The 21771-nt window shown below is 41.0% G+C and carries 18 protein-coding genes; 13 read left to right on the top strand and 5 right to left on the bottom strand.

What is annotated here, in order from left to right; translation table 11 throughout:
- Nucleotides 1–75 precede the first annotated feature (75 nt).
- Both ACSVDH_RS28590 and ACSVDH_RS28585 read left to right on the top strand, forming a co-directional pair.
- The gene (locus ACSVDH_RS28590) at nt 76–5760 is read left to right on the top strand and encodes a lamin tail domain-containing metallophosphoesterase family protein (RefSeq protein ID WP_439250918.1); all 5685 of its coding nucleotides are present in this window, start codon (nt 76–78) and stop codon (nt 5758–5760) included.
- Nucleotides 5735–6031, top strand: a complete 297-nt coding sequence (locus ACSVDH_RS28585; protein WP_439250917.1) for an LPxTATN C-terminal sorting signal domain — start codon at nt 5735–5737, stop codon at nt 6029–6031. The genes ACSVDH_RS28590 and ACSVDH_RS28585 overlap by 26 nt, the downstream gene beginning before the upstream one ends.
- A gap of 75 nt (nt 6032–6106) precedes the next feature.
- On the opposite strand, the gene ACSVDH_RS28580 is transcribed toward ACSVDH_RS28585, so the two are convergent.
- Together ACSVDH_RS28580 and gloA2 are read right to left on the bottom strand one after the other, a co-directional pair.
- Complete coding sequence (locus tag ACSVDH_RS28580) at nt 6107–6619, bottom strand: MerR family transcriptional regulator (protein WP_439250916.1); 513 nt, start codon at nt 6617–6619, stop codon at nt 6107–6109.
- Nucleotides 6620–6791: 172 nt separating this feature from the next.
- Complete coding sequence (gene gloA2 / locus ACSVDH_RS28575; protein ID WP_439250915.1) at nt 6792–7178, bottom strand: SMU1112c/YaeR family gloxylase I-like metalloprotein; 387 nt, start codon at nt 7176–7178, stop codon at nt 6792–6794.
- Between the two features lie 180 nt (nt 7179–7358).
- Between gloA2 and prfA the strand changes: the two genes are divergently transcribed.
- From prfA to ACSVDH_RS28550, 5 genes are all read left to right on the top strand, one after another.
- Entirely contained in the window at nt 7359–8429 is a 1071-nt protein-coding gene (gene prfA / locus ACSVDH_RS28570; protein WP_299093448.1) for a peptide chain release factor 1, read from the top strand.
- A 6-nt stretch (nt 8430–8435) separates the two neighbouring features.
- Nucleotides 8436–9305 carry a peptide chain release factor N(5)-glutamine methyltransferase gene (gene prmC, locus ACSVDH_RS28565; protein WP_439250914.1) on the top strand — a complete coding sequence of 290 codons (870 nt, stop codon included), beginning with the start codon at nt 8436–8438 and terminating at the stop codon, nt 9303–9305.
- Between the two features lie 291 nt (nt 9306–9596).
- Nucleotides 9597–10247, top strand: coding sequence for a stage II sporulation protein R (gene spoIIR / locus ACSVDH_RS28560; protein WP_299093445.1), 651 nt, complete (start codon nt 9597–9599; stop codon nt 10245–10247).
- A 107-nt stretch (nt 10248–10354) separates the two neighbouring features.
- Nucleotides 10355–10798: a GNAT family N-acetyltransferase gene (locus ACSVDH_RS28555; protein WP_299093444.1), complete on the top strand. Its 444-nt coding sequence runs from the start codon at nt 10355–10357 to the stop codon at nt 10796–10798.
- Nucleotides 10799–10963: 165 nt separating this feature from the next.
- Nucleotides 10964–12010, top strand: coding sequence for an L-threonylcarbamoyladenylate synthase (locus ACSVDH_RS28550; RefSeq protein WP_299093443.1), 1047 nt, complete (start codon nt 10964–10966; stop codon nt 12008–12010).
- 133 nt (nt 12011–12143) lie between these two features.
- Here ACSVDH_RS28550 and ACSVDH_RS28545 read toward each other — a convergent pair whose 3' ends face one another.
- The 3 genes from ACSVDH_RS28545 to ACSVDH_RS28535 form a co-directional block, all read right to left on the bottom strand.
- Nucleotides 12144–12845, bottom strand: a complete 702-nt coding sequence (locus tag ACSVDH_RS28545; protein ID WP_299093441.1) for a FadR/GntR family transcriptional regulator — start codon at nt 12843–12845, stop codon at nt 12144–12146.
- Nucleotides 12846–13005: 160 nt separating this feature from the next.
- Nucleotides 13006–14364: a glucarate dehydratase gene (gene gudD, locus ACSVDH_RS28540; protein WP_439250912.1), complete on the bottom strand. Its 1359-nt coding sequence runs from the start codon at nt 14362–14364 to the stop codon at nt 13006–13008.
- A gap of 33 nt (nt 14365–14397) precedes the next feature.
- A complete protein-coding gene (locus ACSVDH_RS28535) occupies nt 14398–15741 on the bottom strand; it encodes an MFS transporter (protein WP_439250911.1) in 1344 nt (447 codons plus the stop codon).
- Between the two features lie 277 nt (nt 15742–16018).
- Here ACSVDH_RS28535 and kdgD point away from each other — a divergent pair, with 277 nt between their 5' ends.
- The 6 genes from kdgD to ACSVDH_RS28505 all read left to right on the top strand — a co-directional run bounded on the left by kdgD (nt 16019) and on the right by ACSVDH_RS28505 (nt 21726).
- Nucleotides 16019–16951 (top strand): 5-dehydro-4-deoxyglucarate dehydratase, encoded by a 933-nt coding sequence (gene kdgD / locus ACSVDH_RS28530; protein WP_439250910.1) that lies wholly within the window; start codon nt 16019–16021, stop codon nt 16949–16951.
- 16 nt (nt 16952–16967) lie between these two features.
- Nucleotides 16968–18431, top strand: a complete 1464-nt coding sequence (gucD, locus tag ACSVDH_RS28525; RefSeq protein WP_439250909.1) for an alpha-ketoglutaric semialdehyde dehydrogenase GucD — start codon at nt 16968–16970, stop codon at nt 18429–18431.
- 55 nt (nt 18432–18486) lie between these two features.
- Entirely contained in the window at nt 18487–18627 is a 141-nt protein-coding gene (locus tag ACSVDH_RS28520) for a hypothetical protein (protein WP_439250908.1), read from the top strand.
- Nucleotides 18628–18764: 137 nt separating this feature from the next.
- Nucleotides 18765–19325: a manganese efflux pump MntP gene (locus ACSVDH_RS28515; RefSeq protein WP_299093433.1), complete on the top strand. Its 561-nt coding sequence runs from the start codon at nt 18765–18767 to the stop codon at nt 19323–19325.
- Nucleotides 19326–19620: 295 nt separating this feature from the next.
- Nucleotides 19621–21003, top strand: coding sequence for an alkaline phosphatase (locus tag ACSVDH_RS28510; protein WP_439250906.1), 1383 nt, complete (start codon nt 19621–19623; stop codon nt 21001–21003).
- A gap of 87 nt (nt 21004–21090) precedes the next feature.
- Nucleotides 21091–21726, top strand: a complete 636-nt coding sequence (locus ACSVDH_RS28505; RefSeq protein WP_439250905.1) for a hypothetical protein — start codon at nt 21091–21093, stop codon at nt 21724–21726.
- The last annotated feature ends 45 nt before the right edge of the window (nt 21727–21771 follow it).

Here is a 21771-nt window from a genome sequence, read left to right as displayed (position 1 = left end):
TACACTCCTTTTAAATTTCGTTTACAAAATTCGATTAGTATTATCATGAATATACATAAATATAAGGAGGACGCCATGAATAAACGAGAAGTTCGTCGAAAAGTGAAAAGTCTTTTTTTATCTATTTGTATGGTAACGTTAATTCTGCCAAGTTTTATCTCGTTTATTCCTGTTAAAAGGATTTATGCAGAAGAAGTGATCAATAACACGGTTTCTACTAATCCTGCCGAGACAGGAACAACTGATACAGGCAATGAAGAACAAGCAACAGACAAAGAAACAGCCACTCAAGAACCACCTGTTCAAGGGGAAGCTGATGGAGTTGAAAGTGAAGAAGGCAATGCAGATGTACTGCCTGTAAATGATGAACCAGCACAAGAAGAAAGCACTACTGGAGAAAAAGAACCAACGCAAGAAAGTGAACCTGCACAACAAACGGAAGAATCCTCTGAAAAACCTGCTCATTCAAACGAACAACAAAACGAATCTGAGCCTCCTTCTCCGCAACAAAATGAAGCAGCAGAAGAAGAAAATCAGCCAGAAGCTTCTGCTAGTTTAGTAGAAGAGGATTTTAATAATAATTCCTACCTATTCATAACAGAAGTAGCCCCTAATTCTAAAGGGACAGATAACTATGAGTTTTTCGAAGTATACAATAATTCGAATCAGCCATTATCGTTAGCAAATTATGCGTTTATTTATCGTTACACAGACACGGGGAAAGAGATCGTGTTCCAAGTTCCTGCTGTGACAATTGATCCGCAGGAAACCCTTGTTCTTTGGTTTAATAACAGCGGCCTTACTTTATCTGATTTTAACAATTATTATGGTTTGCAGTTAACAAGTGAGCAAGTCGTTGAGTTTAAAGATGTATTTCCAGGCTTCGCTAATGGAGGAAATCGCGGCGCGGTGATCAAGGACAAAGATGGAAATGAAGTAACCTCTGCTGCCTATTTGCCTAATGAAACGGATAATAGCGGCTTAGTTGTTCAGTATAAATATTCTGCTTCAAAAACAGCAATGGATAAGCATCAGGTGTTGGCTTCACCAACTCCGGGTACAATAGAATCCGTTCAAGTTCCGGCGAATCCGGTTGTTTTAGCAGAAGTTCCAGCTGACAAAGAAGCGCCGGTTATCACCCATACACCGGTTACAGAAAGTGCTGTATCAGGTGCAATTAAGATTGATGCTAGTGTAACAGATAATTTGGCAGCGATCTCAACGGTGACACTATACTACAAGAATGCTGAAGCAGAAGACTTTACGTCTGTACCGATGAATGTAAGTTCAGAAGACTGGACAAGCTTTACGGCAGAAATTCCTGGTGCCAGCGTTCAATCAAACATAACCTATTATATTGAAGCGACAGATGGCAAAAATTATGCAAAAAGCGAGGAGCAAGTCATCTCTGTTGACGTTCCTCAAGAAACGTATAGCGAGCAAAGACTTTTCATTACCGAGCTTTCCCCGAACACAGAAGGCGCGGGAACCGATTATTATGAGTATTTTGAACTCTACAATAATACGAATCAACCGTTACCTTTAATGAACTATTCATTTGTTTATAAGTATACGGATAGCGGTGAGGAAAGAGTATTCCAAGTTCCTGCTGTGACGATTGATCCGCAGGAAACCCTTGTTCTTTGGTTTAATAATGGCAATCGTACGTTAGCGGATTTTAACGCACATTATAATTTAGGACTAACAAGTGATCAAGTCGTTGAATTTAAGGATCATTTTCCTGGATTTTCAAACGGCGGCAACCGGGCAATTGTCATAAAAGACCACACAAACACAGAAGTTGTTTCTGCCAGTTATTTAGGAACGGAAAATGATAACTTAGGTGCTGTTATTCAATATATGTTCCCTGCTTCAGGTACGGAAATGGAGAAGCTTAGCGTGCTTGCCGCTCCTACACCAGGTATGATTGAAGCCAATCAGGTACCGACAAAACCAGTTGAGCTTGATGAAATTCCAGCCGATACCGAGGCACCAGTTATTACTCATGCACCGGTTACAGAGGGTGCTGCTTTTTCCCCTATCAAAATTGAAGCAACAGTTACTGACAATATGGCTGTACCATTTGTGACCTTGCATTATAAAAAAGAGGGTGAGGAGTCCTTCACTTCTTTATCAATGAATGCCAGCGAAGATGGAGGAAGCTATTCTGCTGACATCCCGGGAGTGAGTGTCGATGCTCAAATCACATACTATATCGAAGCTTCTGATGGAGCAAATAGCAGCAAAACAGAAGAATATGTGATTACTGTTAAAAAGGATGAAGTGGATTACAGCAAAATTCCAACATTCCTTGTGACTGAGGTTGTTCCGGATACAGAGAATGTCGGATCAGCTGATGGCTATGAATTTATTGAAATCTACAATAATACGGATAAAGATTTAAGTTTTAAAGATTATAAGATTCAATATCGCTATGGAACAGATCCTGCAAGTGATGTCGTCTGGCCTTCCATACCGGATAATGTTGTGATTCCTTCAAAAGAAACACTTGTATTCTGGATTATTAATAACCAAAATGGCGAGAAAACCGTTGCTGATTTTAATGCAAACTTTGGAACAAACCTAATCGAAAACAAAGATATCGTAAAAATTCATAGTGACGGGATGGCAAACGGAAGTGCGAGAGGGCTAGTCGTTGCCACGAATACAAAGGAAGAAATTACAGTTTCATACTACAATGAGACAGCAAACACTGATGATACAGTACCTGACAAAGGTATAGTGTATAAGTATCCTGAAGACGGTTCAACACAGTCCTTGAAGGTAAGTGCCGGAATTGAGGATGCAACACCAGGCAAGGTAGAATCATTTCAGGTTCCTTCTCAGCCTGTACACATTGAAGACGACACAGTTGCTCCAACGATCGAAAATAAAACAACCGTTACAGAGGTCAAACAAACAGATGATATTGAGATTGCCGCAGCAGCAAATGATAATGTTGGTGTAAAATCAGTTCGATTGTACTATCGCACAAATGATCGGGATACATTTAATGAAATCCTTTTAGGAATGGATTCTGAAACACAATTATATAAAAATATGATTTATGCTGCAGATCTGATTGCCAAAGAATATGTTGAATATTTCTTTGTTGTATCAGATGGGGCAAATGAAGTGAAGAGTGATACATTTAAGATCACTGTTCATAGCGGGTTGGATCAGTCTGAATTGCGGTTAAATGTAAAAGAACATAAGATCCTTACAGGAGAAAAAATTCTTAAAGGGACATCAAATGAGGAAACAGCAGATGATGTTAAGCTATTCGTTGATGGAAACGAAGTACAGTCTAATACGTATACATCATTAGAAACCCCTGCCTTTTTTGCTTTTGAAGTAAACGGACTTAATACGTATTTCCAAAATGCAGTGACAATGGGCGACGATATTCTTTACCTATTGGATAAAGATTGGCTGTCACATTGGAAGACGTTTACGATTCCTGTTGAAGCTGATCGTTTGAAGCTGGGTGAAAATACGATTACCGTTCGTGCAGGAAATAAGGCTTCGCCATTCCAGCTAGAAGAAGACGAAGAAAACCGTGATGATTATAATTTAAGAAATGTTCGCTTAATTTTAGGAGATGGAACGGTTTTAACTGATCCGGCGAAGAATGATCCAACAAAGGTTTACGATATGGGTGATGATGGCACCTTCCGACCGTTTGAGGATTTTACGTTTACCATTACAGAAGATCATACTCCATCGAAAACTTATGCGTGGGATACAACAGCTGTCCCTGATGGCGAGCATGTGATTAAAGCAACTGATGCGAATGATGAAGTTTCGGCACCTGTATTAGTCGATAATACTGCACCTGTGGTAAAAACAACGATCATTGAGGGCAAGGAATACAAAGGCGAATTTACCATTGATACGGATGTAACAGATGAAATTGCCGGGGTTGATATGGTTCAAGTTCTGCTTGATGGCGAGCAAATTGAAGTGCCTTATAAAACGGCATCCTCACAGCTTACACCTGGAGAGCATAAGCTTACAGTTATTGCGACAGACAAAGTTGGAAACAAAGCAGAGAGCAATGTTCCGTTCTCTGTGAATAATGAAAATCCAACGAAGCCGGAGCTGATTTCACCAGCTGATAATAGCTCAACACCTGTAGATGGTGATCCGCGCTTGAAGGTCAAAGTAACAGACCCGACTGGTGATAAGATGGATGTAACGTTCTATAAAGGCTATCAATATGATGCCAGTCAAACAGATAATGTTAAGGCATTTAAGCATGCAGCAGATGTCGAGCCGCCGCAAACGATGGCTCCAGAGGGTGAAGCAGCCTTTACGGAAGAGGATATCAACTTAGTGTCTGAAAAGGATGGCCGCTACCTAGCAACAGATTCAAGTACACAATTCCCATACCATCGTTTTGATGTGACGGTTGATCCTTCAATTGATGAAAACGATGTTGTGGAGCTTTCATGGAGCGGAAACTCATTTGAAGGCAGAAAGGTATCTATGTATGCATGGAGCCACAAAAGCAGCAAATGGGAATTAATTGATTATCAAGTTGCGGGTATAGAGGATTTTGAATTAAAAGGAACCGTTGAAGTAGGTGAGTTTGTAAAAGAGGCTAAAATCAATGTATTAATCCAAGATGAAATTCCAAAGAGCCCTGAGGAATATGATTATACATTCGTTTGGATGTCTGATACACAATATTACTCAGAAAGCTATCCGCATATTTATGAAAGACAAACGAATTGGATTGCAGAAAAACAAGAAGAGCTGAAAATCAAATATGTTTTCCATACAGGGGATCTAGTCGATAATTTCGGTCAAATCCAAGAATGGGAAAATGCTGATAAATATATGGGCGTCCTTGACGAAAACAATATTCCTTATGGAGTATTAGCCGGAAATCATGACGTAGACCAATTATCGAACGACTACACACAATATTACAATTATTTTGGTGCGGATCGTTTCGAGGACAAACCTTATTATGGTGGAACGTACAAAAACAATCGCGGTCACTATGACTTAATTTCATCAAATGGCAATGACTTTATCATGGTTTATATGGGCTGGGGAGTTCAAGATGAGGATTTGTCTTGGATGAATGAAGTATTAAGCCAATACCCTGATCGAAAAGCCATTTTGAATTTCCATGAATATCTTTTAGTTTCAGGCAACCGCAGTCCGCTCGGTGAAAAAATTTACAACCAAGTGGTAAAACCAAATGAAAATGTCATAGCTGTTCTTAGCGGCCATTATCACGATTCTGAAACATTAGTAAGTGAAATTGATGACGATGGTGACGGAACTGCAGACCGTGAAGTGTATCAAATGCTTGGTGATTACCAAGGTGGTCCCGAGGGCGGCCAAGGCTATATGAAATTGCTGCACTTTGACCAAGACAACAACAGAATCATTGTCAATACGTATTCACCATACCTAGATGACTATAACTTCTATGATCCTAATGAATTCCCTGGAAAAGACGAGCTCATCATCAATCTTGATCTTCAAGTCGATGAAAAGCGCGTTGCTACTGACTACTTTGCTGTAAATGTAAAAACAGACGAAGAAATCGGCAAAAAAGAAAATGTGCCTAGTGGAAAAACAGCAGAAGTAAAATGGAGGAGACTGACTGAAAATCATACGTATTCCTGGTATACAGTTGCAGAAGATGACTACACAGGAAAAGCCGTCTCTGATATTTGGACATTTACAAAAGGCAAGGATCAACCTAACCCTGGTAATGGAACCGACAATCCAGGTAGGTGAAAATCCTGGTAATGGTAGCGGTAATCCAGGTAACGGTGGAGAAACACCAGGAAGTGGCAACAATCAGCCAAATAACGGAGCAGATCCAACGAATAAACTGGGAATTGAAAGTCCATCTGACTCGAAGTCAGCCGAGTCAGCCACCAGCGCTATATTGCCTATAACAGCAACCGATACTTATACTATTTTGCTAATCGGTATTGTTATTAGCTTGGCAGGTGCAGCATTGATTTACTTGCAGAAAAGAAAGACAGGAATTACACTTTCATAAGCCAAAACAGCCTTACTCTTTATTTTTAAGAGTAAGGCTGTTTCTTTACAAAAAAATAAGAGGGAACAATAGCCCTCAAAAGCTGAAAATTGAACTTATGAAATTTTTTCTTCGCGGTTTTTTCTGTTCGGATCCTTGATCAAATACAAAAACATTATCTTTCATCGGCTCACGTTTTTGTTGGGACCGTTCAAGCTCTTCGACCCTTTTCTCTAGCGATTGAACTTTGTTCAGCAAATCTTCCATTTCCCTGCGGTGTTGGAGAAGCTGATAGGAGACAACATCATCCGCTTTGCCGCGAATCTTTCGTTCAAGCTCATCCATACGCTCGCTCAATGTATCCACCTTAGGATCATTAACAACTGTAGTGTTGATTAACGTCCCCTTTCTGCTTGTTTCCGTCATAGCTTGAGGCTGCGGCTGATTATTTAGTTGTTCCTGCAATTCTTTTAATCTTGCCAGATCGTCGTCGTTAAACTGATAGTGCCCCAGTTCATTTTTTTCCAATTCCATATCCAATTGATGGACCCATCTCATTAACGTTCTTCTGGAAACTCCCAGTGCTTTTGCTGCGGCTGCTGTACTCATATTAATTCCTCCTTAAACTTTTAAGTACAATCCAAAACACAAGGCGGCCAACCAACTATATAGCAAATTCGACCTCCGCAGCAAATCACCTTCACGTTAGACAAAACAAGTATCAATTCGGCAAAGAAAGTGGATGTTTTACATATTATGAAATGGCTCTGTCGATAACCGCTTATGCTTCATAAAGCTCTAGCGGCAGTCCATCTGGATCCTGGAAGAATGTAAACCATTTACCGGTATGTGGATCTACTCTGATTGGTTCTACCTCCACACCTTTTTGATTAAGCTCAAGTACTGCCTCTTCAATATTCGGTACTTCAAACGCAAGATGCCTAAGTCCGGCTGCTTCAGGTTGTGTCGGCCTTTTAGGCGGATTTGGAAAGGAGAATAGTTCAATTTGATATGTATCATTTACCATTAAATCTAATTTGTATGAGCCGCGCTCCTCACGAAAAACCTCAGATAAAATCTTTAAGCCAAGTGTTTCTGTATAAAAAGCTTTAGAAACTTCATAATTAGAGCAAATGATGGCGATATGGTGAATTTTATTAAATTTCATGACAAGAACCCTCTTTTCTTAAAATTGATTTCCATGATTTAAGGTACCTATATTATAAAATAACAATTTTTGAGAAAGCTTACTATAATATGAAGAAAAATTTTGTCAATTTGCTTTTGACGCGTTCAGTGACCTATACTATAATTATAATGTTATGCATGAAAATTGAGGTGAACATGTGTGTTAGATCGTTTACAATCGGTAGAAGACCGTTATGAAAAATTAAATCAGCTTTTAATGGATCCTGATATTATCAATGATCCAAAGAAGCTGCGTGAATATTCGAAGGAACAATCTGATTTACAAGAAACAGTTGAAGCATATCGCGAATATAAAGAGGTACGTGAGCAAATTTCTGATACAAAATCAATGCTTGAAGAAAAGCTTGATCCAGAAATGCGCGAGATGGCAAAAGAAGAGCTGTCCGAATTAGAGGAACGTGAAGAAGAACTAACAGCTAGGTTAAAATTGCTTCTCATCCCTAAAGATCCGAACGATGATAAAAACGTTATCATGGAAATCCGTGGGGCTGCTGGTGGAGATGAGGCTGCTTTATTTGCTTCGGATTTATATCGTATGTACAGTCGCTTTGCAGAAACGCAGGGCTGGAAAACAGAAGTAATGGAGGCAAACGCAACTGGAACGGGCGGATATAAAGAGATTATCTTTATGATTAATGGTAAAGGGGCATATTCGAAGCTAAAATTCGAAAATGGTGCACATCGTGTCCAACGTGTTCCAGAAACGGAATCAGGCGGCCGTATCCATACCTCTACTGCAACGGTTGCGGTATTACCTGAGGCAGAAGAGGTTGAGGTGGAAATCCATGAAAAGGATATCCGTGTAGATACCTTTGCATCTAGTGGTCCAGGGGGACAAAGTGTTAATACAACGATGTCTGCTGTTCGTTTAACACACTTGCCAACAGGAACCGTTGTTTCCTGTCAGGATGAAAAGTCGCAAATTAAAAACAAAGAGAAAGCAATGAAGGTACTTCGTGCCCGTGTTTATGACAAGTTCCAGCAAGAAGCACAGGCGGAATATGATCAAAATCGTAAGCTTGCCGTTGGAACAGGTGACCGTTCAGAGCGTATTAGAACGTATAACTTCCCGCAAAATCGTGTAACGGACCATAGAATTGGCTTAACGATTCAAAAGCTTGACCAAATCTTAGAAGGAAAGCTTGATGAGGTAGTTGAGGCGTTAATCGTTGAAGACCAATCAAGCCGACTTCAAGCAGCGGAAGAATAAAAAAGAATGAAATTTGTATACGAAGCCCTCAACTGGGCTTCTTCTTTTTTAAAGGAAGCGGGAAGAGATGAAAATGCCGGTGAGCTTCTGCTGCGCCACCATTTACAGATGGATCGGGCAGCATTGTTTTCGAATTTGAGACTGGTCCTCTCAAATGAACAGCTGCAAGCATTTAAAGCGGATGTCGAAAAACACGGGGACGGTATCCCTGTTCAATACTTAATCGGTTATGAAGAATTTTATGGCAGGAAATTTAAAGTTAATCAAGAAGTGCTTATTCCACGTCCCGAAACGGAGGAATTAGTGGAAGGTGTACTTCAGCGTGCCGCCAGCTATTTTAAGGAAAAAGATGTGCTGCAGGTAGTTGACGTCGGCACAGGTAGCGGAGCAATTGCTATTACCTTGGCACTCGAAAACCCGAGATTTTGTGTGAGGGCCATCGATATTGCAGAGCCATCATTAAAAGTTGCTGAAGAAAATGCTAAACAACTACAGGCAAACGTTCAATTCCTGCACGGTGATCTTCTTGAGCCAATCACAAAAAATCCGGAAGTGGAAAAAATTGATATCCTCGTCTCAAATCCGCCATATATCCCTGATTGGGAAATTGACACACTTTCCCCAGTCGTAAAAGATCACGAACCTATTCGTGCACTAGCAGGTGGAAAGGACGGCTTGGATTTTTACAGAAGACTTGTGAAAGATATGAAGGATCTACTCAACTTACCAGCTATGGTTGCGTTTGAGATTGGAGTAGGTCAAGGCATCGATGTGAGAAACCTGATTTTGCAAACCTTCCCTGCTGCCGAAGTAGACATTGTAAATGATATAAATGGCAAGGATCGGATGGTGTTTGGATTGGTGGAGGGGGAATGAAGCGGGGGACATTCCCCTCCCGCCAAATCGAAGTCGCACTTTTTCAGTGTTCGCCGATAAATTTTGGATTTCGCTGATATATTTTAAATATCGCCGATATATTTTTAAATTCGCCGATAAAATGAATTTTTCGCTGATATATTGGCCGAATCCGCCGATAAAACAAGAGAAGTCGCTGATATCTTAATTCGGGGGAACTGTTCCACACCACCTATTAAACTATTTTTCCAAAAAGGTAGTTTAAGAATCTCTCATGCTGTCCATACTGTTTACCAAGGGAGGCGTGAGATGATGAAAAAACAAAAACTTGCATTTATATATATTCTTTTATTATTGGTTGGGGCGATTGCAAATGTGTATAAAGAACCGGTGGCTGCGAGTACTCAGGAGCCGGTTGTGATACCAGATGAGGCGATTCGCCTGCGGATTTTGGCAAATAGTAATTCGGAGGAAGACCAAGAGCTAAAAAGAAAGGTTCGAGATGCGGTTAACAAGGAAATTACTGAATGGGTAGAAGAGCTAACGTCAGTCGAAGCAGCAAGGGAATTAATTCAGTCGAGACTTCCTCAAATTGAAAAAATCGTTGCGGATGTTCTGGAAAAGGAAGACATGCAGCAATCCTATTCAGTTGACTTTGGTAATATAAGCTTTCCAACAAAGCTCTATGGAAACTTTGTTTATCCTGCTGGTGAATATGAAGCGATTTTAATTAGTCTTGGTGAGGCAAAAGGTGCCAATTGGTGGTGTGTGCTATTCCCGCCGCTATGTTTCCTGGATTTCTCTAACGGTGAAGCCGTTCAAGCTGCAGAAGCTGAAACAACAAACGATAAAGAAAAAACAGATGAAAAGCTAAAAGAGCTTGTTGTCGATGAAGAGGAAGAAAAAGAAGAAGTAGAAGTGAAATTCTTTTTAGTAGAATGGTTCCAAGGCTTGTTTGCATAATTTAAGAACTCCTTTAAAAAAGATGACGGATGTCCTTCTAAAATAAAGAATAAAACTAGTTTTCACCTCATAGTGTTGTAATAGGAAAATTAAATGGGGTGAAAATGATGTTTTATCAGTTGAAAATAGCAGAGGAAAAAGATTTTAACCGGCTGACTAGCTTTGTTGAAAAGGCTGGGGTTAGTTCAGAAGGATTTGAAAGTCTAATAGATTACTTTGTCATAATGGAAAGTGGAGAGCATGAAGTGGTGGCTTGCATAGGCGTTGAGCCGATGGAGGAATATGGTTTATTGCGTTCACTTGTCGTGTCGGACAAGCTAAAGCAGGCCCATATTTTAACGCTCTTTCAAAGCATTCAAGCATTGGCTGAGCAAAAAGGCATTAAGCATTTATTTTTAGTTACGAATAAGGATGCTTCCGTACAGTTTTTGTCGCTAATGGGTTTTGATGAGATTGAGCAAACATCCATTCCTAATCAGCTCTTATCTATTGATCATTTAAAGGGATCTCTTGAACAAGCCAATGCGAAAATTATGGTAAAGTCATCATAATGTGGGTATATCCACATACTTTTCCACAAAAGTCACAGCCTTATCCACAATTTGTGGATAAGGCTTGTTTTATTGTGCTTCTTTTTATATACTTTCTGAGAGTTATTTATCTACGAAATGCGAAAAATAGAGTAGAAATGATCGGTTATTAAGGAGTTAGAACATATGAATACAAAAGTATGGGTTGTGGATGATCGAGCAAATTTATCCACTAGTTATCCACATATTTCACAGGCTGCACAGTTATTAAGAGAGAATGAAGTGGTTGCTTTTCCGACAGAAACGGTCTATGGCTTAGGAGCCAATGCTTTTTCAGATGAAGCAGTGCGCAAAATCTATGAAGCGAAAGGGAGACCAAGTGATAATCCACTTATTGTCCACATTGCTTCTAAAAGCAAGCTTGATGAAATTGCAAAGGACATTCCCGATTATGCCTATAAATTAATCAATGAATATTGGCCAGGACCGTTAACATTAATCTTGCCGAAAAAAGGGAAGCTTTTATCGACTATTGTAACTGCGGGGCTTGATACGGTAGGTGTAAGAATGCCGGACCACCCGATTGCGCTTTCCCTCATCCGTGAGGCAGATGTCCCAATTGCAGCCCCGAGTGCCAATCGGTCCGGAAAGCCAAGTCCAACACAGGCATCACATGTATACCATGATTTAAACGGAAAAATCAGTGGTATTGTGGATGGCGGGGCAACAGGAGTTGGCGTTGAATCGACAGTGCTGGATTGCTCTACCGCAGTCCCAACGATTTTACGACCGGGAGGCATAACGAAAGAACAGCTTGAAGCAATAATCGGAGAAGTGAAAATTGATCAAGCGCTTGTAGAGGAAGGACATGCTCCTAAATCTCCTGGGATGAAATACACCCATTACGCTCCAAATGCTCCTGTTGTTGTTGTAAAAGGGAGTTTAGAGTTTCTGCAGAAGGTAATCAATAAGCATCAATCAGAAGGTAAAAAAGTGGGTGTACTGACGACAATGGAAAATGTCAACCAGCTTGAAGCAGATACAATCATTCCATGCGGAAGTCGTGCGGATTTACCATCAGTTGCTGCCCAGCTTTATGATGGCCTAAGAAAGTTTGATAAAGAAGATATCGACATCATTATAAGTGAAAGCTTCCCGCAAGAAGGTGTAGGGGAAGCGATTATGAACCGGTTGTTGAAGGCTGCAGGAAACAACTTCATTTTCGAACAGTAAAGAAAACTCGCCGACTGGCTAGCCTGAAAAGCGAAGACAGAGGCATAGTTGCCCTGGTCCTTAATACTTATTAAAAGTGAATAAAGAGGGGACAGTCCATAAGAAAATTTAGGGACTGTCCCACGCTTCCCAATTATTCCCCAGTAGAAAGCTTTAGCACCTTTTGCCGCACATAATTCAGATGGTTATACATATGTTGAAACGCTTCCTGTGGATTTCGCTGTTCAAGAGCTGAGTAGATTGCTTCATGATGGGAGACGGTTAGGTCACGTTCCCGGGTTTCAATTAAGCTGTCTATTTTATGATGAGTGATGAGCAGTGAATCAATCATTCCCTCGACAATTGGATTATTTGCACTTACTGCAATGATGCGGTGAAATTCCTTGTCATAGTCACCGTAATTATTGTCTTTGCTGTTTGCGATGCCGTCAATCGTTTCTCGCAGTGCAGCAAGCTGTTCGTCTGTTATTTTTTCAGCTGCCATTGTGACAAGCCCGAGCTCAAGGGCCATTCGTGCTTCAATAATCGCCGGTAAATTATCCACGGCAAGTGCCAGCATAACAGAAAACGGATGACTTCCGATTTTATTATTAAAAAATGTACCTTCCCTCGTTTTGCGGGTAATAACACCTAGTGTTTCAAGTGCGCTAAGGGCTTCGCGGATAACAGGCCTGCTCACATCGAGCTCCTCCATAAGCTCGGTTTCAGGGGGAAGCTTATCTCCAGCTTTCATTTGTCCGCTTACGAGCAGCTGAACAATCCGGTCTACCACCTGTTTCGCAAGTGTACTGCGGCTAACCGATTGAACGCCGATTTTTTTTGATGGGACACTCATTATGTAAACCTCTTTTCATGACAGATTCAATTTAATTGTTATTGTAAGACTAATTATATAATATCATGTAAAAATTTTCATGTTTGGAAAAGAAATAGGCGCTAATAATAAATGCGCCACTCAACAGAGTGACGCAAATGTTCAAAGATAACGAAGGAGCTTATCTCACAAGGCAAGGACGTTTCGGATCAAATTTCCAACCAGGAATTAAAAATTGCATGGCGATGGCATCATCTCGTGCTCCGAGCCCTTTTTGTAAATAGAGCTGATGAGCCTTTTCAATTTGCTCCATATCGATTTCAACCCCAAGCCCAGGCTTATCTGGTACATCGACCATGCCGCCAACAATGGTAAAGGGTTCTTTAGTTAACCGCTGTCCGTCCTGCCAAATCCAGTGGGTATCAATCGCAGTGATTTTTCCTGGAGCAGCAGCGGCAACATGAGTAAACATCGCTAGTGAAATATCAAAGTGGTTATTAGAATGTGACCCCCATGTCAACCCCCATTCATGGCACATTTGTGCAACACGGACGGAACCTTGCATTGTCCAGAAATGCGGGTCGGCAAGTGGGATGTCAACTGACTGAAGCTGGATGGAATGGCCCATTTGCCGCCAATCGGTTGCGATCATGTTTGTGGCAGTAGGCAAACCGGTTGCCCGTCTAAATTCTGCCATGGTCTCTCGTGCGGAATAGCCATTCTCTGCCCCGCAAGGATCCTCTGCATAGGCTAAGACATGATGTTGGTCTCTGCAAAGCCTAATCGCATCCTCTAACAGCCAGCCGCCATTTGGATCAAGGGTAATGCGTGCGTCCGGGAAGCGCTCAGCAAGTGCTGTCACTGCTTCAATTTCTTCCTCTCCGCGTAAAACACCGCCCTTTAACTTAAAGTCATTGAATCCATAACGGGCATGGGCCGCTTCGGCTAACCGTACAATGGCTTCAGGGGTTAACGCTTGTTCATGGCGCAGGCGAAACCACTCATCATCAGCATCCATGTCACTTAAATAAGGAAGGTCTGTTTGGTTCCTGTCTCCAACATAAAAAAGGTAGCCAAGCATTTCTACTTGATCGCGCTGCTGTCCTTCGCCAAGAAGTGCCGCAACCGGGACGCCAAGATATTGTCCAACTAAATCAAGCAGGGCTGCTTCTAATGCCGTTACCGCATGAATGGTGATCCGCAGGTCAAAGGTCTGCAGACCCCGTCCGCCTGAATCCCGATCTGCAAATTGCCTCCGAACTTTGTTCAAGATATTGTTATAAGTACCTATCGATTGCCCCATGACCAATGGCTTTGCATCTTCAAGCGTTTTGCGGATTTTTTCACCGCCTGGAACCTCACCGACTCCGATATTGCCTAGATTATCTTTTAAAATAACGATATTGCGTGTAAAGTAAGGGGCATGGGCACCGCTCAAGTTGAGAAGCATACTATCATGTCCTGCTACAGGAATCACCTTCATATCTTTAATAACCGGAGTACCTGCTTTAATGTTTTCTTTTACTAATTGAGTATTCATTTTTCATCGCTCCCATTCAACTAGAATAATAGATTAAGATGTTAATTCTACGCGCTTGATTTCTCCGACGAGGAATAAATAGCTGAAGATGGCCACAAGTGCATTAGCACCAACGAAGATTAGCGCACCATTAAATGACCCTGTCACTCCGATAATATAACCGATAATAATAGGTGTAGTGATACCGGCTATGTTACCGAACGTATTAAAAAGACCGCCGCTAACGCCAGACATTTCCTTAGGTGATGTATCTGATACAACAGCCCAGCCTAGTGCACCAAATCCTTTTCCAAAAAAGGCTAGAGCCATAACAAAAATGACAACCCATTGTGTCTCTACATAGTTTGCAGCAACTAAACTCATTGACATAACCATTCCAATGACTATAGGGGTTTTACGAGCAACTGTTAACGAAAAGCCTTTTCGCAGGAGGAAATCTGAAAACAATCCCCCAAGAATCCCGCCCAAAAAGCCGCAGATTGCAGGAAGGGATGCAATAAAACCAACCTCCAGGATGGTCATCCCTCTTTCTTGCACAAGATAGACTGGAAACCAAGTTAAAAAGAAATAGGTTAAGGTTGTAATGCAATATTGCCCCAGATAAATTCCTAATAGCATCCGGTTTGATAGCAGTTTTTTAACATTACTCCAGCTTGCACCTTTCTTTTCTTCAGTTTGATCCATATGAATTAAAGCTCCGCCAGCTTCAATATAATCAAGCTCCGCCTTGTTCATGCGCGGATGTTCCTTCGGACTATATATGGTTTTTAGCCAGATAAAGGCGACAATGATACCGATCACACCCATGAAGTAAAAGACATACTCCCAGCCAAAGGTGTATGTAATGTAACCCATGATCGGCGCAAAGAGAACGGTTGCAAAATACTGGGCAGAATTAAAGGTAGCTGCCGCTGTACCTCGCTCATGACCTGGAAACCAAGATGCTACGATTCTGCTATTGGCAGGGAAGGATGGGGCCTCTGCCAATCCAACAAGAAACCGGAGTCCAAACAGAACGGTGACGGCTGTTCCAACAGAACCGAAGATACCGATCATTCCTTGTAATAGAGTAAAACAGGACCAGAGGAAGATGCTCCAAAAGTAAACCTTTTTTGATCCGAAGCGGTCGAGGAGCCATCCGCCTGGAATTTGTCCTGCCACGTATGACCATGCAAATGCCGAGAAAACATAGCCCATCATAACGGAATCTAAGCCAAGCTGATTGGACATATCGGATCCCGCAATTGATAAAGTAGCACGATCTGCATAATTTATCGCTGTGACAAGAAAGAGCATAACAACAATCATCCAACGGGTACGTGTCTTCTTCTCATTATTTGGAATGATGGGATTAACTACTTTTTCAAGTGCGCTCATAATCTCACTTCCTTTTGCATTGTGGTGGCATCGCTTACAAAAGACAAAGAAAAACAGATTCAAATTTTATAAGTTTATTATAAGGGCATCTCTCCTTTTTTTAAGAAATTTTCAAAATATTATTTTGTCCAATAGTAAGACAAATAAATTTGATTGTCAATCATTTTCCAAGGTGAAAAATTGATAGGTTTTATTTTCAAAAATAGTAAAACTTCTTGTTGAAACATTCGTCTATTTGTCTTACAATAAAACAAAACACAAAGGAGGAGGAATGGTTGTGAATCAATTTCGCAAGGCGCCATCTGGAATTTTAGGATTTCCAATTGCTCCATTTACAGTAAATAATAAGCTTGATGAAAAGTTGCTTGCCCAAAATATTCAGTTTCTACTTAATGAAGGGCTCGAAGCGATCTTTGTCGCATGTGCAGCTGGAGAATATCCTTCATTAAGTAAAGAGGAATATGAAGCAATGGTAGAGGTAGCTGTGACTGTAACTAATGGAAAGGTTCCTGTTTACACAGGAGTTGGAGGCAATATCCAAACTTCTTTGGAATTTGCCGAGATATCAGCTAAAAAGGGTGCAGATGGTTATTTAATATTACCGCCATATCTGGTAACAGGGGAGCAATCAGGTCTTGCAGATTATTTCAAAACGATTGCAGAAAGTACAGATTTAAACGCCATTGTTTACCAGAGAGATCAGGTTTCTTTATCAGTGGAAACATTGGAAACGCTTGCGGAGGTGCCGCAGGTTGTTGGTGTAAAGGATGGACTGGGGAATATGGAGTTAAATACGCTTCTTACGCAAACCTTTAAACAGCGATTTGGCTGGCTAAATGGCATGCCATTGGCTGAAGTGACGATGCCGGCCTATGTTCCGCTTGGATTTAACTCTTACTCATCAGCAATTTCAAATTATATCCCGCATATCTCTAGAATCTTTTATCAATCCGTTTTAAACCAAAATCAAGAAACGGTGAATGATCTTTATCAGCATGTCATCTTACCAATCAACAACATTCGCCGTAAGCGGAATGGATATGCCGTATCTCTTATTAAAGCCGGGATGGAAATCATGGGTCTTCCTGTAGGGCAAAACGTCAGAAAACCGATTCAGCCAGTGGAAAGAGAGCATTATGCAGAATTAGAAACGATTTTAAAACAGGCATTGGATCGATATCCAAAACCAATAACAGCTAAATCACTTTAAAAAAGGGGATGAGCAAATGGTCGTAACAGTTGAGACAAAAAAATATCTTAATTTTATCAATGGTGAGTGGGTGCCATCGATTAGCAATGAAGTGGAAAAAAGCTTGAATCCGGCAAATAAGGATCTGGTTGTAGGCTATGTGCAAAAATCCGCTAAAGAGGATTTAGATTATGCTGTAAAGTCTGCCAAGGAAGCGAAGGAGGCATGGCGGAAGCTTTCTGGAGCTGAACGGGGAGAATATTTATACAAAGCAGCTGCGATCCTTGAAAAACGAATCGATGAAATTGCTGAATGTGCAACGAGTGAAATGGGAAAAACACTTGCCGAAACGAAGGGTGAAACAGCTCGCGGCATTGCTATTTTAAAGTATTATGCTGGAGAAGGGATGCGCAAAGTAGGGGATGTGATTCCTTCAACAGATCCAACTGCCCTCATGTTAACAACAAGGGTGCCGCTTGGCGTTGTTGGGGTAATCACACCTTGGAACTTCCCGATTGCGATTCCAATCTGGAAAATGGCTCCTGCGCTTGTATATGGGAACACTGTTGTGATTAAACCGGCGACAGAAACAGCGATTACCTGTGCAAAAATCATCGAGTGCTTTGAAGAAGCGGGATTCCCTCCTGGGGTTGTCAATATGATTACAGGCCCTGGCAGCGTCGTAGGTCAAGGGATTGCGGATCATAAGGATGTTAATGGGATAACGTTTACTGGCTCAAATAAAATTGGAAAGCAAATTGGTCAGGCAGCTCTTGCAAGAGGAGCGAAATATCAGCTTGAAATGGGAGGGAAAAACCCTGTTATTGTTGCTGCGGATGCCGATTTAAGCCTTGCGGTAGATGCGGTCATCGCAGGTGCTTTCCGTTCAACCGGACAAAAATGTACAGCGACTAGCCGCGTCATCGTTTTATCCGAGGTCTATGAGGAATTTAAGCAGCTCCTTGTCGAGAAAACGAAAGAGATTACCCTTGGAGATGGGGCTGACAGCAACACTTGGATGGGACCATGTGCAAATGAAAGCCAGCTTCATACCGTGCTTTCCTATATAAACAAAGGCTTAGAAGAAGGAGCAACACTATTAACCGGCGGGAAACGTGCAGAAGATGGGGAACTGAAAAAAGGCTATTATGTGGAGCCGACGATCTTTGACAGCTGTACTCCAGAAATGACCATCGTTCAGGAGGAAATTTTCGGGCCGGTGATTGCTCTGCTAAAAGCAGAATCCGTACAAGAGGCTATTAAACTAGCTAACAATGTAGAATATGGCCTTAGCGCTTCGATTTTTACAGCCAATATCCAAAACCTGTTGTCATTCATTGAAGATATGGATGCAGGATTAATCCGTGTCAATGCAGAAAGTGCCGGTGTTGAATTGCAAGCACCATTTGGAGGGATGAAAAACTCCAGCTCCCATTCACGTGAACAGGGAGAAGCAGCGAAGGAATTTTTCACATCGATTAAGACTGTCTTTATTAAATAAATGTGAGAGGCGGACATCTGTATTTGCGAATTAACCTAAAATTGGAGGAAACCTTATGTGGATCATCACGCTGTATTCACAGACAACGATCTCAATGTTTGAATTTGCTTCAGAAAAAGAAGCGAGAGAGATCTTCAATAAACTCCAAGGCTGTAAGATTCTTTCTCAAGTTATTTACTATAATGATTCTTTTTAAGTAAAAGAGGAACGAGCAAGGCAAGCGAGCATTCGCCAATTGCCTTACTCCCGCCTCTCATCTCTCTATTGTCATGTCAGTTCTAATCCAAATCGGACGTGCATAAAGTTAAATAGGCGTGTCCGAGGGGGTAAAAGATGAACATAGAAGCGATCATGGGAGAGCTGCTAACATTACTGATTATGGCACTGGCTTTAGGTATGGATGCATTTTCTGTTGGCCTTGGCATGGGGTTAATTCGATTAAAGGCCAGGCAAATCTTTTACATAGGAATCACAATCGGCATCTTTCATATATGGATGCCATTAGTAGGGATGTTAATCGGAAAAGCCCTTAGTGATACATTTGGAACAATCGCAACATTGTTAGGCGGCGGTTTGTTAATCTTGCTTGGCGTCCAGATGGTGTTCGCCTCGTTTAAAAAAGATGAGAAGCCGTTGATTACACCAGTAGGGTTTGGATTAATTGTATTTGCGCTTAGTGTCAGCCTGGATAGCTTTTCTGTCGGCTTAAGCCTAGGCATTTACGGGGCAAAAACCGTTCTAACGGTTGTTGTTTTTGGAATCGTAAGTATGGTGTTAACCTGGATTGGCCTGTTAACAGGTAAACGTGTACAGGCATGGTTGGGCTCATATAGTGAAGCGCTCGGCGGAAGCATCTTATTGGCATTTGGTGTAAAATTAATCTTTCCTTTTTAAGTAACGACCGGTTGGGAGCAGCCGGTCGTTTGTTAAGAAAATAACTTCTTTGTAAATTCGTGTAAATATCCACCTGTGTATTTTTTGCTAATTAGCGAAAAGGGATGGTAGAATACTCAACTATTATATAGTCTTTTATACCTAATGATGATCCGTTTATTGCTAATAATCCCCTTTATCTAGTTCCATTCGATCGATTATCTCCATTTACAAAACTATTACATTTCCTTAAAAGTACATTAAAACTACCAAACTATAATCAGCCATGTCACATAAAGATTAGGAGGAATTATTCATGTTTAATAAAAGATTTAAAAAGAAGCTTCTGCCTTTAGCAGTTATGACTGCTGTCGCTTTTGGTAGTTTAGGCGGAACATTCTCTGTTGCGGAAGCTAAGGAAGCAAAAAATAATGCAAAAATCAAAAATGTCATCTTTCTTATTGGAGATGGAATGGGTGTTTCATATACCTCTGCATACCGTTATTTGCAGGACAGCAATAACTCAAAATTTGTCGATCGTACAGAGCTTGATAAATATTTAGTCGGCCAGCAAATGACCTACCCTGAGGATCCTGAACAAAATGTAACAGATTCCGCATCTGCAGCCACTGCAATGTCAGCTGGTATTAAAACCTATAATAATGCCATTGCCGTTGATAACGACGGATCAGAAGTTAAAACTGTACTTGAAGCTGCAAAGGAACAAGGAAAAGCAACAGGCCTTGTCGCAACATCTGAAATTACGCACGCAACACCTGCTTCATTCGGATCACATGATCACAGCCGTCAAAACATGAACGCCATTGCGGAGGACTATTTTGATGAGTTAATAAATGGCGAACATAAAGTGGACGTGCTGCTTGGCGGAGGAACGGACTTATTTATTCGCGATGACCGCAATTTAGTTGAAGAATTTAAAAAGGATGGCTTCAGCTATGTCACGAATAAAAATGAGCTGTTAAAAGATGATAACGAACAGGTTCTTGGTTTATTCGCAGAACGCGGAATGCCAAAAATGATAGACCGTACAAAAGACATTCCATCATTAGAAGATATGACAACCTCTGCGATTGATCGTTTAAGTGAAGACAAGGATGGCTTTTTCCTTATGATTGAAGGAAGTCAAATTGACTGGGCGGGACATGATAATGATATCGTTTCTGCCATGAGTGAAATGAAAGACTTTGAAAAAGCCTTTAAAGCAGCAATTGAATTTGCGAAAAAGGACAAGCATACATTAGTTGTTGCGACAGCTGACCATTCAACTGGCGGTTATTCAATTGGTGCAAATGGCATTTACAACTGGTTTGGCGAGCCGATCAAAGCAGCGAAACGCACACCTGATTTCATGGCAAGTGAAATTGCAAGCGGTGCGGATGTAGAAGAAACATTGAAAAAATATATCGATCTTGAATTAACTTCTGAGGAAATTCAATCTGTAAAGGATGCTGCTTCTAAAGAAGAAGTAGATATTGATAATGCAATCGAGAAAATTTTCGATAACAGATCGCATACAGGCTGGACGACTGGCGGCCATACTGGTGAAGACGTCCCAGTGTATGCATTTGGTCCTGCATCTGATCGATTTGCAGGAAATATTGATAATACGGACAACGCAAAAATTATTTTTGAGCTTATAGAAAAAGGCAAAAATAAAACAGTGATTGAAGATAAGTAAGAAGAATTTTGTAACAGATAGAGAAATAGAAGGGTCTGGCATCTCGCTTTACGTCAGCTCCTTCTTTTTTAAATGGAGGGTTTTCTTATGAAAAGAACCATTGTTCTTATAGCATTATTATCTGTCATGTTAGTTGCATGTTCGAATAGCAACAACAGCGGTGCTCTTGAACGAGAAAAACAAATCGACACCGGGTATTTGGATGACTACTCATCAAACCCGCAGGTAACGGATGATCGAAACTTGCTTGAGGTAGGAAAATCGGTTTCCGATGAAAAAGGGAAGGCAACATTAAAGGCGATTAATTTTGTTGATAAAGCATACGAAATTGGCCCGATCCAGCTTCGCGTCAAAGATGCAAAGGTCATCCACCTGCGACCGGATTACAGCCTGATTGATTATTTTCATGTGTTAACACATGAGGAAGAATTCGATTTTACAAAGGTGTTTGTTGAAATTGAGAACACATCTGATGAAAAAGTCAGCTTTGCTCCAATCGCGCTGATTAAAACAAGCACAGGTGAGACATTTGATTGGGAAAAAGATATCTATTTGGAAGATTTAAATGGTGAAATAGCTGGAAAGTCTGCGAAAAAAGGCAACCTGGGCTTTATCATTGATTCTTCGAAGGAGCTTGAATGGATTGAAATCACAACGAGTGATGTTTTTGATCAAAATCAAAAGAAAATCCATGACTCGCAAAAAATAAAGATTGAATTCTAAAGCATAGGGTCTTCTCTATGCTTTTTTGCTCTAAGCATGTGACTA

Origin of the sequence: Metabacillus sp. Hm71 (genome assembly GCF_051842955.2) — a bacterium.
Lineage (GTDB): Bacteria > Bacillota > Bacilli > Bacillales > Bacillaceae > Metabacillus.
This window is presented reverse-complemented; position numbering and strand designations above follow the sequence as displayed.

Excerpts from the sequence above, each read along its gene's own strand:
- ACSVDH_RS28510 (WP_439250906.1), top strand. The coding sequence starts at position 19,621 with ATGTTTAATAAAAGATTTAAAAAGAAGCTTCTGCCTTTAGCAGTTATG.
- gucD (WP_439250909.1), top strand. The coding sequence starts at position 16,968 with ATGGTCGTAACAGTTGAGACAAAAAAATATCTTAATTTTATCAATGGT.
- gloA2 (WP_439250915.1), bottom strand. The coding sequence starts at position 7,178 with ATGAAATTTAATAAAATTCACCATATCGCCATCATTTGCTCTAATTAT.
- ACSVDH_RS28550 (WP_299093443.1), top strand. The coding sequence starts at position 10,964 with ATGAATACAAAAGTATGGGTTGTGGATGATCGAGCAAATTTATCCACT.
- prmC (WP_439250914.1), top strand. The coding sequence starts at position 8,436 with ATGAAATTTGTATACGAAGCCCTCAACTGGGCTTCTTCTTTTTTAAAG.
- spoIIR (WP_299093445.1), top strand. The coding sequence starts at position 9,597 with ATGAAAAAACAAAAACTTGCATTTATATATATTCTTTTATTATTGGTT.
- ACSVDH_RS28555 (WP_299093444.1), top strand. The coding sequence starts at position 10,355 with ATGTTTTATCAGTTGAAAATAGCAGAGGAAAAAGATTTTAACCGGCTG.
- gudD (WP_439250912.1), bottom strand. The coding sequence starts at position 14,364 with ATGAATACTCAATTAGTAAAAGAAAACATTAAAGCAGGTACTCCGGTT.
- ACSVDH_RS28580 (WP_439250916.1), bottom strand. The coding sequence starts at position 6,619 with ATGAGTACAGCAGCCGCAGCAAAAGCACTGGGAGTTTCCAGAAGAACG.
- ACSVDH_RS28515 (WP_299093433.1), top strand. The coding sequence starts at position 18,765 with ATGAACATAGAAGCGATCATGGGAGAGCTGCTAACATTACTGATTATG.
- ACSVDH_RS28535 (WP_439250911.1), bottom strand. The coding sequence starts at position 15,741 with ATGAGCGCACTTGAAAAAGTAGTTAATCCCATCATTCCAAATAATGAG.
- ACSVDH_RS28520 (WP_439250908.1), top strand. The coding sequence starts at position 18,487 with ATGTGGATCATCACGCTGTATTCACAGACAACGATCTCAATGTTTGAA.
- ACSVDH_RS28505 (WP_439250905.1), top strand. The coding sequence starts at position 21,091 with ATGAAAAGAACCATTGTTCTTATAGCATTATTATCTGTCATGTTAGTT.
- ACSVDH_RS28590 (WP_439250918.1), top strand. The coding sequence starts at position 76 with ATGAATAAACGAGAAGTTCGTCGAAAAGTGAAAAGTCTTTTTTTATCT.
- ACSVDH_RS28585 (WP_439250917.1), top strand. The coding sequence starts at position 5,735 with ATGGAACCGACAATCCAGGTAGGTGAAAATCCTGGTAATGGTAGCGGT.
- ACSVDH_RS28545 (WP_299093441.1), bottom strand. The coding sequence starts at position 12,845 with ATGAGTGTCCCATCAAAAAAAATCGGCGTTCAATCGGTTAGCCGCAGT.